This window comes from Solibacillus sp. FSL W8-0474 (assembly GCF_038004065.1).
Classification (GTDB): domain Bacteria; phylum Bacillota; class Bacilli; order Bacillales_A; family Planococcaceae; genus Solibacillus; species Solibacillus faecavium.
The window spans coordinates 3,638,116-3,649,666 of record NZ_JBBOQJ010000001.1 but is presented as its reverse complement, the minus strand read 5'-3'; the positions used below and the strand labels follow the sequence as shown (position 1 = coordinate 3,649,666).

Here is an 11,551-nt window from a genome sequence, read left to right as displayed (position 1 = left end):
ACTGGATAAAACGACATTGAAAGCAATAAAACAAATTTCTATTTTATAGAAATGTAACAAGTCAAGCAATTGACGTGTAAACTTAAATCTTAGATTTTATCTAAGTGTTAACTTTTGGTTAAGTTAATAAGGGCGCACGGTGGATGCCTTGGCACTAGGAGTCGATGAAGGACGGCACTAACACCGATATGCCTCGGGGAGCTGTAAGTAAGCTTTGATCCGGGGATTTCCGAATGGGGGAACCCACTATCTTTAATCGGATAGTATCTACACGTGAATACATAGCGTGATGAGGACAGACGCAGGGAACTGAAACATCTAAGTACCTGCAGGAACAGAAAGAAAATTCGATTCCCTGAGTAGCGGCGAGCGAAACGGGAAGAGCCCAAACCAAAGAGCTTGCTCTTTGGGGTTGTAGGACACTCTATACGGAGTTACAAAAGAATGAGTTAGACGAAGCGACTTGGAAAGGTCCGCGAAACAAGGTAAAAGCCCTGTAGTCAAAAGTTCATTCCCTCCAGAGTGTATCCTGAGTACGGCGGAACACGTGAAATTCCGTCGGAATCCGGGAGGACCATCTCCCAAGGCTAAATACTACCTAGTGACCGATAGTGAACCAGTACCGTGAGGGAAAGGTGAAAAGCACCCCGGAAGGGGAGTGAAATAGATCCTGAAACCGTGTGCCTACAAGTAGTTAGAGCCCGTTAATGGGTGATAGCGTGCCTTTTGTAGAATGAACCGGCGAGTTACGATTACGTGCGAGGTTAAGTTGAGAAGACGGAGCCGCAGCGAAAGCGAGTCTGAATAGGGCGAATTAGTACGTGGTCGTAGACCCGAAACCAGGTGATCTACCCATGTCCAGGGTGAAGGTGAGGTAACACTCACTGGAGGCCCGAACCCACGCACGTTGAAAAGTGCGGGGATGAGGTGTGGGTAGCGGAGAAATTCCAATCGAACCTGGAGATAGCTGGTTCTCTCCGAAATAGCTTTAGGGCTAGCCTCGTGATTGAGAATACCGGAGGTAGAGCACTGTTTGGACTAGGGGGGCATCTCGCTTTACCGAATTCAGACAAACTCCGAATGCCGGATATTTATACACGGGAGTCAGACTGCGAGTGATAAGATCCGTAGTCAAGAGGGAAACAGCCCAGACCACCAGCTAAGGTCCCCAAGTAATCGTTAAGTGGAAAAGGATGTGGCGTTGCTTAGACAACCAGGATGTTGGCTTAGAAGCAGCCATCATTTAAAGAGTGCGTAATAGCTCACTGGTCGAGTGACGCTGCGCCGAAAATGTATCGGGGCTAAACGATTCACCGAAGCTGTGGATGCATACTTTGAGTATGCGTGGTAGGAGAGCGTTCTAATAGCGTTGAAGTCAGACCGGAAGGACTGGTGGAGCGATTAGAAGTGAGAATGCCGGTATGAGTAGCGAAACATGGGTGAGAATCCCATGCACCGTATGACTAAGGTTTCCTGAGGAAGGCTCGTCCGCTCAGGGTTAGTCGGGACCTAAGCCGAGGCCGATAGGCGTAGGCGATGGACAACAGGTTGATATTCCTGTACCACCTCCTCACCGTTTGAGAAATGGGGGGACGCAGTAGGATAGGGTAAGCACGCCGTTGGTTGCGCGTGTTCAAGCAGTAAGGCGTGTATGTAGGCAAATCCGCATACTATAACGTTGAGCTGTGATGACGAGCTCTTATGAGCGAAGTTCCTGATTTCACACTGCCAAGAAAAGCCTCTATCGAGGTGAGAGGTGCCCGTACCGCAAACCGACACAGGTAGTCGAGGAGAGAATCCTAAGGTGTGCGAGAGAACTCTCGTTAAGGAACTCGGCAAAATGACCCCGTAACTTCGGGAGAAGGGGTGCTTCTTTGGGTGCATAGCCTAGAGAAGCCGCAGTGAATAGGCCCAGGCGACTGTTTAGCAAAAACACAGGTCTCTGCAAAACCGTAAGGTGACGTATAGGGGCTGACGCCTGCCCGGTGCTGGAAGGTTAAGAGGAGCGGTTAGCGCAAGCGAAGCTGTGAATTGAAGCCCCAGTAAACGGCGGCCGTAACTATAACGGTCCTAAGGTAGCGAAATTCCTTGTCGGGTAAGTTCCGACCCGCACGAAAGGCGTAACGATCTGGGCACTGTCTCAACGAGAGACTCGGTGAAATTATAGTACCTGTGAAGATGCAGGTTACCCGCGACAGGACGGAAAGACCCCGTGGAGCTTTACTGTAGCCTGATATTGAATTTTGGTACAACTTGTACAGGATAGGTAGGAGCCAGAGATCCCGGAGCGCCAGCTTCGGAGGAGGCGTCGGTGGGATACTACCCTGGTTGTATTGAACTTCTAACCCATGCCCCTTAGCGGGGTAGGAGACAGTGTCAGGCGGACAGTTTGACTGGGGCGGTCGCCTCCTAAAGAGTAACGGAGGCGCCCAAAGGTTCCCTCAGAATGGTTGGAAATCATTCGAAGAGTGTAAAGGCATAAGGGAGCTTGACTGCGAGACCTACAAGTCGAGCAGGGTCGAAAGACGGGCTTAGTGATCCGGTGGTTCCGCATGGAAGGGCCATCGCTCAACGGATAAAAGCTACCCCGGGGATAACAGGCTTATCTCCCCCAAGAGTCCACATCGACGGGGAGGTTTGGCACCTCGATGTCGGCTCATCGCATCCTGGGGCTGTAGTCGGTCCCAAGGGTTGGGCTGTTCGCCCATTAAAGCGGTACGCGAGCTGGGTTCAGAACGTCGTGAGACAGTTCGGTCCCTATCCGTCGTGGGCGTAGGAAATTTGAGAGGAGCTGTCCTTAGTACGAGAGGACCGGGATGGACACACCGCTGGTGTACCAGTTGTCTTGCCAAAGGCATCGCTGGGTAGCTATGTGTGGACGGGATAAGTGCTGAAAGCATCTAAGCATGAAGCCCCCCTCAAGATGAGATTTCCCATTACGCAAGTAAGTAAGACCCCTGAAAGACGATCAGGTAGATAGGTTCGAGGTGGAAGTGCGGTGACGCATGCAGCTGACGAATACTAATCGGTCGAGGACTTAACCACATTTTATTGCACAAATTCAATGAACCGTTTATCCAGTTTTGAAAGAATGATTCTTTCAAAGGGTTCCAAGACATAAGCTGTATTGGAAGCCGAAAATAGTGAAGTGATGATGGCAAAGAGGTCACACCCGTTCCCATACCGAACACGGAAGTTAAGCTCTTTAGCGCCGATGGTAGTTGGGGGCTTCCCCCTGTGAGAGTAGGACGTCGCTTCGCACAAAAAAACCACTGATTTCTCAGTGGTTTTTTTGTGCACTTATTTCGTTTAATATTTCCTCCTGTAAAGCTTTGTTAATCATGATTACGAGTGGTTAGCGTATAAAATGAGGCATTTTAATAGTTGCGCTTAAAAGGCTGCGTAGCACCGTTACAATACGGTCGCTAAGCAGCCTTTTTATGTTTGTATGCCAACAACTACACGTGCTACACCTTTATTAACCGAAATCCCCGTCCTTTCCTACCTAGCTCAAACAATTCTTTATATAAACAGCCTGCACTTTCTTTTATATAATCCTCATTTTATAAACAAAGTCCAATTTATAAGATAAAATATAAAGGATTTATAAAGTTACATAAATTCAAAAAATTACTTGTTATAGTTTATATAGGAGGCGGAAGGATTGAAACAACAAATTCTTTTAGTAGAAGACGATCGTGAAATTGCGCGCATTATTAAAGATACGTTGATAAAAGAAGATTATGGGGTTACATGGGCAACGACAGGTATTGAAGGATTAGAGGATTTTTCTGCCGGCAACTATGATTTAATCCTTGTTGATTGGATGATGCCCGAAATGGACGGTTTATCAATGATTGAACATATACGTCTAAAAAGCGATGTTCCGATAATTATGATTAGCGCAAAAAATAATGATGCTGATAAAGTTGAAGGATTAAAGGGTGCAGACGATTATTTAGCGAAGCCGTTTTCTTTAGAGGAATTGAAAGCTCGAGTTCGGTCTCAATTACGACGATGGCAGCGATATAATAAAGTTCAGGCTGTCGATGAAGTAATTACCTATATTCATGGGTTAAAAATTGATTGGCTAAAAGAACGCGTTTATTTAAAAGATCATGAAATCAACTTAACCCAAAAAGAGTTTTCCTTATTAAAAGTACTTGCCCAAAATCCATTTGAGCTGTTTACAAAGGAAGCGTTATATACCCATGTTTGGCAGCAAGTAGAGTTAGATCAGACACATACTGTAACAGTCCACATAAAAGCATTGCGTGAAAAATTAAAGGATCCTGTGAAGTCTCCTTACTTTATACAAACTGTTTGGGGGAAGGGCTATCGTTTTATTGGTGAACAAGTATGAAGATTAAGTCATGGTTACTAATAACCTATTTGCTTATTATGATTATTCCACTTATTGCGGTATACGGATTATATGTATCAATTAATGCATATTACCAAGATAAAAATGTAGAAGAGTACTTTGAAAAATGGAACACGGTTACGGATTTAAAGGAGATTTTAAATGATACATCGCTATACAACAGGACAAATACTTTTGAAGAGATTGAAAAGTTAACATCCGATCAATTAATGATTACGCTTTACAGTGCAAACGGAGCTACACTTTATAGTTCCAATCCATTTACAAATTCTACGGGCTTTGAAATGAGAGATAGATTATATAAAAATCTATATGAGTTTCAGCAAAATTATGAAACGTTTGTTTATAAAGAGCCTGTCTATGAAGGTGGGGGAATAAAGGGTGTTTATAAAATAACACTTACTCGCACTGAGTGGGTGGAGCAAGTAAATCAAAAAGCAATCATTGTCGGAGCTGGCTTAGGGGTAGTACTCATTGTCTTGTATAGTGCCGTTATATATTTTTTGAATATCCGATTAAATCGACCAGTGAAGCAATTAATTGAAAAGATGAGAGCGTATGCGAAAGGTGAAAAAACTGAACAGTTGCCAATCGGAAAAGACGAACTTGGCGAACTGACAGCAAACTTTCATGCAATGCAGCAAGAGATCGAAGCAGCTCGTAAACATCTTGAGGAAGAACAACGTCAAAAAGGTTTTATGATTGCTAGTCTTTCTCATGATTTAAAAACACCGTTAACGTCCATTCAAGCTTATACAGAAAGTTTACTTGCAGGGAAACTTACGAAAGATGAGCAACAGGAATATTTACACGTTATTCATTCTAAATCGGATTATATGAAACAGTTGCTTGATGATTTAATGATGTTTACTTTACTACAATCCCCTACGTATGAACTTGAACTCGTATCAGTGGACGGTAATGAATTTTTTGAAATGCTCTTAGGGGACTATGAGCACATTAGTAAGGAAAAAGGTTTCCATTCTACAACGACGATTCAAGTTCAAGATAATTATCTTGTTCATCCAAAACAATTTATGCGTGTAATGGATAATATTCTATCGAATGCCTGGGTGTATACAAATAGTGGGGGATCCATTCATATCGCAGCTTTTGAAGCATCGAACAAACCTGAATGGTGCAATGAAAAATTGGCTGAAACATGCATCAATGAAGGTGTATACGTCGTTATTGAAAATAGCGGGGAGACGATTTCAAAACAGCAATGCGAAAAAATGTTTGAGCCGTTATATCAGGTAGATGAAGCACGCAGTAGTTTAGGTCAGCGAGGGGCAGGTCTTGGTTTAAGTATTGCTAAGCAAATAATTGAAAAGCATCACGGCACGATTCAAGCAATTACAGATCAAAATAAAACAGCTATTGTTATATGGCTACCTAAGGAGAGGTCAAATTGAAAAGAATAATACTTTCAAGTGCACTTATTTTATCGCTATCATTAGCGGCTTGTAATGATCAAGTTAGCTATTCACCACAGGAAATTTTAGAGACGGCAATGCAAGAGACATCTGAACTGTCTTCATATTATGCAGAGTATACAGTGGATATGGGAGATGAGGGAACGGGTGAAACGAAGCATTGGGAAAAGAACGGGAAAATACGTGTAGAAACTACTGATACAAATGGTGAGGAAAACTTTTCAATTAATGATGGAACGTCATTTATTTCTTATACAAAATCTAATAATACAGCAATTGTCTTCGAATTAGGTGATCTCGGGGAAGGCTTCGAAAAAATTTCAGTAAAAGAGCAGGCACTTCGTATATTAGAAATAATTAAAAATTCCCATGATATTACAGTAGGTCAGGATGAGAAGATTGCAGGTCATGATACTTACCATTTAATCGCAAAAGCGAAAAAGCCAAATACATTAATTGGCGACATGGAAATATGGGTGGATAAGAAAACATGGATGACATTGAAATCTGTTTCAAAAAGTGGCGGCTTAGAAACAACGATTGAATTCCAAAAGTTCGAGCCGAATGCTAAAATTGATGACGCATTATTTGTAGCAGATTTACCGGAAGATGCCATTATTCAAGAAGAAAAAGTTGAACTACCAAAACAGCTAACATTAGAAGAAGCAACAGAAAAGTTAGGTTCGTTTTTAATTGCGCCGAAATCAACAGGCTATACGTTAGAATCAATTGAAGATCTGAATGTATCACAAACTAATGAAATTGCGCTGCGCTATTTTAAAAATGAAGAGCCACAATTCACGGTTTCCGTGTTCAAGCCACAAGCTCCATTCGGTGAAGAGGAAGAGCGTATCGAAGTTCGCGGGCAAGAAGGAACGAAAATGGATATGGAAGTTTTCCGTCTTTTACAATGGGATGAAAATGGTTTACGCTACAACATCATTTTTGAAAATCCAGCGTTAACATATGAGGAAGTATTGGAACTAACAGAGCAAATGGAGCTAACAGAATAATAATTAGTAAAGGCTGTGTGAAAAGTCAAATGGACTTGTAACATAGCCTTTTACTTTCACTTGTCGTATGAGTGCTTTACAATGAATTTAATTGTGCCCATCTTCGTTTTATGGGTATGCCCTAAAATCACTTTTATTTTTAAATTATTTTTTAATTGTGACAAATCGTTCACAAATGCAATTGTTTCCATTAGGAAGGTTTGAAACTTACATGGTATAGTTAGAGCGATATTTAAGATGTGGAAGGTGTCTAATTTGACTAAAAAGCAAGTTTGGTATGAAGTAGAAGAAAATGAGACAATCGAGCAATGTCTAGAAAGAATGAAGAAAGATGGTTATATGGCGTTTGGGCGGAAAGAGGAGCCAGTATTTGAAGAAGTAAATGGAGAACCAATTTACTTACGTCAAAAAATCCGATTTAAAGGTATATTAATGGATGATTGACAAATATTTAGTTAAAAACACGAACAATTAGTTTTGCTTAAAAAACATTGTTCGCATTTTGGCGTTGATTTTATAACCAACCCTTGTTAAAATGTGAAAAGGAAAAACATTTAATCCCTCATATATGCTAGAGAATATGGCTCTAGTGTCTCTACCCGGCACCGTAAATACCGGACTATGTGGGAAAGCAACTTTTGGTATGATTATAAAAAGGGTGTGGATTGCAAATGCATATATCTACATATTTTATTAACAGTCCTCAAGTAAACTGCTTTCTCATGCGCGCAGAGAGTAGTTTATTTGAGGATTTTTTTCGTTAATAATTACGCAAGTGGAGAAGATGTTTAAAGGAGCGAAACTCATGGAACCAAAAGTTGGCGTTATAATGGGAAGTTCAAGTGACTGGGAAACGATGAAGCATGCTTGTGACGTTTTGGAAGAACTGCAAGTACCTTATGAAAAACAAGTGGTATCTGCTCATCGTACACCAGATCTAATGTTTGAATATGCAGAAGGTGCACGTAGTAGAGGTATTCAAGTAATTATTGCTGGGGCAGGTGGTGCAGCACATTTACCAGGCATGGTAGCTGCGAAAACGACATTACCTGTAATTGGTGTGCCTGTACAATCCCGTGCATTAAATGGTCTTGATTCATTATTATCTATCGTGCAAATGCCAGGTGGTGTACCAGTAGCAACAGTTGCAATTGGTAAAGCAGGTGCAACAAATGCAGGATTGCTTGCAGCACAAATATTAGGTGCCTTTGATCACGACCTTGCTACAAAGCTTGAAGCGCGACGTGAAGCGACAAAAGCGCAGGTTTTAGAAAGCACAGGTGACTTGACGTGACAAAAATGATTTACCCTGGACAAACAATTGGTATTATCGGCGGTGGCCAACTTGGTCGCATGATGGCAGTAGCGGCGAAAGAAGCCGGCTATAAAATCGCGGTACTTGAACCTACGATGGATTCACCTTGTGGACAAGTGGCAGATATTCGCATTGTGGCCGCCTATGATGATGAGGGAGCACTGGAAGAACTAGCAGAAGTAAGTGATGTAATTACTTATGAATTTGAAAATATAGATTACGATGGTTTAAAGCGTCTTACACAGATTGCTTACGTTCCACAAGGCGCGGAACTTGTACGTATTACACAAAACCGTATTACAGAAAAACAAATGATTGTTGATGCGGGTTGTCCGGTAGCACCGTATATTGTCGCTACTACATATGAACAACTTCAAGAAAGCATTGGAGAAATTGGCTTCCCATGTATCGTGAAAACAGCAAGAGGCGGTTATGATGGAAAAGGTCAGCAGTTGTTGAAGTCTCCGGATGATTTACCGCTAGCAAAAGATTTATTTGTACATTCACAATGTATTGCAGAAGGTTTTGTTCCATTTACAAAAGAAATTTCCGTTATTGTTCAGCGCAATGGACATGGTGAAACATACTGCCTGCCAGTAGGGGAAAACGTACATGTGAACCACATTTTACATGAGACAATTGTGCCTGCAAGGATTGATACTAAAACGGCTGAATTAGCAGAAAAGGCAGCAATGAATATTGCGGACCATTTACAATTAGTTGGTACATTGGCAGTAGAAATGTTTGTGCTTGAAGATGGCAGTATTGTTATTAACGAATGTGCACCGCGCCCTCATAATTCAGGTCATTACTCAATAGAGGCGTGCAATATATCCCAATTTACACAGCATATCCGTGCTGTATGTGGCTGGCCTTTACGGAAGCCAAAATTATGGGGACCATCGATTATGGTCAATGTGCTCGGTCAGCATGTCGTTTCATTAACAAATTCTATTTCGAAATATCCTGATTGGTCTATACACCTTTATGGAAAATCAGAAGCAAAAGTAAACCGCAAAATGGGTCACGTAACAATTATGACAGATGATATCAATACAACAATAAAACAAATTAAGGATTCCGGTATTTGGCCGGAATAGAAGGAGAAAATTTATGATAGAACGCTATACACGTCCCGAAATGGGTGCCATTTGGACTGAAGAGAACAAATTTAAGGCATGGTTGGAAGTAGAAATTTTAGCTTGTGAAGCATGGGCTGAAATCGGTGTAATTCCAAAAGAAGATGTTGTGAAACTACGTGAAAATGCATCATTTAATATGGATCGAATTTATGAAATTGAGCAGGAGACACGTCATGATGTTGTGGCGTTTACACGTGCAGTTTCAGAAACGCCAGCACTTGGTGATGAGAAGAAATGGGTTCACTACGGATTAACTTCTACGGACGTTGTAGATACAGCATTATCATATTTAATCAAACAGGCAAATGAAATTTTACGGAAAGATTTACATAATTTCATTGCCATCCTTACTGAAAAAGCAAAAGAGCACAAAAATACAGTTATGATGGGTCGTACACACGGGGTGCATGCAGAACCAACAACATTTGGTTTAAAGCTTGCATTGTGGTTAGAAGAAATGCGCCGTAATTTAGTGCGTTTTGAAGAAGCGGCAAACGTAATTGAAACAGGTAAAATGAGCGGGGCGGTAGGAACATATGCCAATATTGATCCGCGTGTTGAAGCTTATGTATGTAAGCATCTAGGTTTAGCTGCTGCACCAATATCTACACAAACATTGCAGCGTGACCGTCATGCACAATATTTTTCTGCTTTAGCACTGATTGCAACATCAATTGAAAAATTTGCAACAGAAATTCGAGGCTTACAAAAATCGGAGACTCGTGAAGTTGAAGAAGGCTTTGCAAAAGGACAAAAAGGTTCTTCAGCAATGCCGCATAAACGTAATCCTATTGGTTCTGAAAATATGACAGGTATGGCACGTCTAATGCGCGGCTATATGTTAACAGCTTTTGAAAACGTGTCATTATGGCATGAACGTGATATTTCGCACTCATCGGCGGAGCGTGTCATTATTCCTGATGCAACAATCACATTGAATTATATGTTAAATCGTTTCGGTAACATTCTTAAAAACTTAACAGTATTCCCTGAAAACATGAAACGCAATATGGAACGCACATTTGGTCTTATTTACTCACAACGTATATTACTAGCTTTAATTGACAAAGGCTTATCGCGTGAAGAAGCGTACGATACGGTACAACCATTAACGGCACGTGCTTGGGATGAGCAAACTCAATTCCGTCCGCTTGTAGAGGCAAGTGAAAAAATCACTTCTTATCTATCAGCATCTGAAATTGAAGATTGCTTTGACTACAACTACCATATTCAAAATGTTGATATGATTTTCGAACGTTTAGGTCTTAACTAACTAATCCATAAATCAGGGGGAATACGTCATGAACAAAGGTCAACTTTTGTACGAAGGAAAAGCAAAACGATTATATGAAACAGAAAACCCGGAAGTTCTTTTCGTTGAATATAAAGATAGTGCGACAGCATTTAATGGCGAGAAAAAAGCTGATATTGCTGGTAAGGGAAATTTAAATAACCAAATTACGACGCTAATTTTCGAGAAATTACAAGCTAACGGCATTGAGTCACACTTCGTTAAACGTCTTTCAGATAACGAACAGCTTGTACGTAAAGTAGAAATTATTCCAATTGAAGTTGTGACACGAAATATCGCTGCAGGAAGCCTGGCGAAACGCCTGGGGTTTGAAGAAGGTACGGCGCTTAAACGTCCTATCGTTGAATTCTATTATAAAGACGATACGTTAGGCGACCCCCTTATTACGACGGAGCATATCGATGTGTTAGGCATTGCAACACTGGCGGAAGTAGAAGAATTATATAACGCAGCTCTGCATGTCAATGAAGTGCTGAGTCCAATCTTCGCTACAGTTGGTGTAACATTAGTCGATTTCAAATTAGAATTCGGTCGTGATAACCACGGCAATGTATTATTAGCCGATGAAATTTCACCAGACACTTGTCGTTTATGGGACACTAAAACAAATCAAAAGCTTGATAAAGACGTATTCCGCCGTGATTTAGGCAGTATTACTGAAGTGTACGAAATTATTTTACAAAAACTTGGAGGCAATTAACTCATGAAGAAAGTCAAAATATATGTAACATTAAAAGAAAGTATTCTAGATCCACAAGGTTCTGCGGTTCAAGGCTCCTTACAAAAAATCGGTTACAACGAAGTATCAGACGTACGTATCGGTAAATATTTGGAAGTTACAATTAGCGATACTGACCGTGACGTTGATACAATCGTAAAAGAAATGTGTGAAAAAGTATTAACAAATACGGTTATCGAGAAGTACCGTTACGAAATCGAGGAGGCATAA

General features: G+C 41.2%; 9 protein-coding genes, 2 rRNA genes and 1 riboswitch. All 11 genes read left to right on the top strand.

Translation table 11 applies throughout. From position 1 onward, the window contains the following. The first annotated feature begins 116 nt into the window (after window positions 1–116). The 11 genes from NYE67_RS18475 (at window position 117) to purS (ending at window position 11,551) form a co-directional block, all read left to right on the top strand. A 23S ribosomal RNA gene (locus tag NYE67_RS18475) occupies window positions 117–3,045 on the top strand. A gap of 99 nt (window positions 3,046–3,144) precedes the next feature. After that, window positions 3,145–3,260: ribosomal RNA gene (gene rrf / locus NYE67_RS18470) — 5S ribosomal RNA — on the top strand. Between the two features lie 404 nt (window positions 3,261–3,664). Then, on the top strand, window positions 3,665–4,363 hold the full coding sequence (locus NYE67_RS18465; RefSeq protein WP_340730763.1) for a response regulator transcription factor: 699 nt from the start codon (window positions 3,665–3,667) through the stop codon (window positions 4,361–4,363). Continuing rightward, entirely contained in the window at window positions 4,360–5,799 is a 1,440-nt protein-coding gene (locus NYE67_RS18460) for a sensor histidine kinase (RefSeq protein WP_340730762.1), read from the top strand. Before NYE67_RS18465 ends, NYE67_RS18460 begins: the two co-directional genes overlap by 4 nt. Next, a complete protein-coding gene (locus NYE67_RS18455; protein ID WP_340730761.1) occupies window positions 5,796–6,833 on the top strand; it encodes a LolA family protein in 1,038 nt (345 codons plus the stop codon). Before NYE67_RS18460 ends, NYE67_RS18455 begins: the two co-directional genes overlap by 4 nt. Window positions 6,834–7,088: 255 nt before the next feature. Continuing rightward, the gene (locus NYE67_RS18450) at window positions 7,089–7,277 is read left to right on the top strand and encodes an NETI motif-containing protein (RefSeq protein WP_340730760.1); all 189 of its coding nucleotides are present in this window, start codon (window positions 7,089–7,091) and stop codon (window positions 7,275–7,277) included. A gap of 98 nt (window positions 7,278–7,375) precedes the next feature. Further along, window positions 7,376–7,475: riboswitch (purine riboswitch) on the top strand. Window positions 7,476–7,638: 163 nt separating this feature from the next. Further along, window positions 7,639–8,127, top strand: a complete 489-nt coding sequence (gene purE, locus NYE67_RS18445) for a 5-(carboxyamino)imidazole ribonucleotide mutase (RefSeq protein WP_191700871.1) — start codon at window positions 7,639–7,641, stop codon at window positions 8,125–8,127. After that, the gene (gene purK / locus NYE67_RS18440) at window positions 8,124–9,248 is read left to right on the top strand and encodes a 5-(carboxyamino)imidazole ribonucleotide synthase (RefSeq protein ID WP_340730759.1); all 1,125 of its coding nucleotides are present in this window, start codon (window positions 8,124–8,126) and stop codon (window positions 9,246–9,248) included. The genes purE and purK overlap by 4 nt, the downstream gene beginning before the upstream one ends. 13 nt (window positions 9,249–9,261) lie before the next feature. Beyond that, complete coding sequence (gene purB, locus NYE67_RS18435) at window positions 9,262–10,563, top strand: adenylosuccinate lyase (RefSeq protein ID WP_340730758.1); 1,302 nt, start codon at window positions 9,262–9,264, stop codon at window positions 10,561–10,563. Window positions 10,564–10,591: 28 nt separating this feature from the next. Further along, a complete protein-coding gene (purC, locus tag NYE67_RS18430) occupies window positions 10,592–11,302 on the top strand; it encodes a phosphoribosylaminoimidazolesuccinocarboxamide synthase (protein WP_191700874.1) in 711 nt (236 codons plus the stop codon). A 3-nt stretch (window positions 11,303–11,305) separates the two neighbouring features. Further along, window positions 11,306–11,551, top strand: coding sequence for a phosphoribosylformylglycinamidine synthase subunit PurS (gene purS / locus NYE67_RS18425; protein WP_191700875.1), 246 nt, complete (start codon window positions 11,306–11,308; stop codon window positions 11,549–11,551).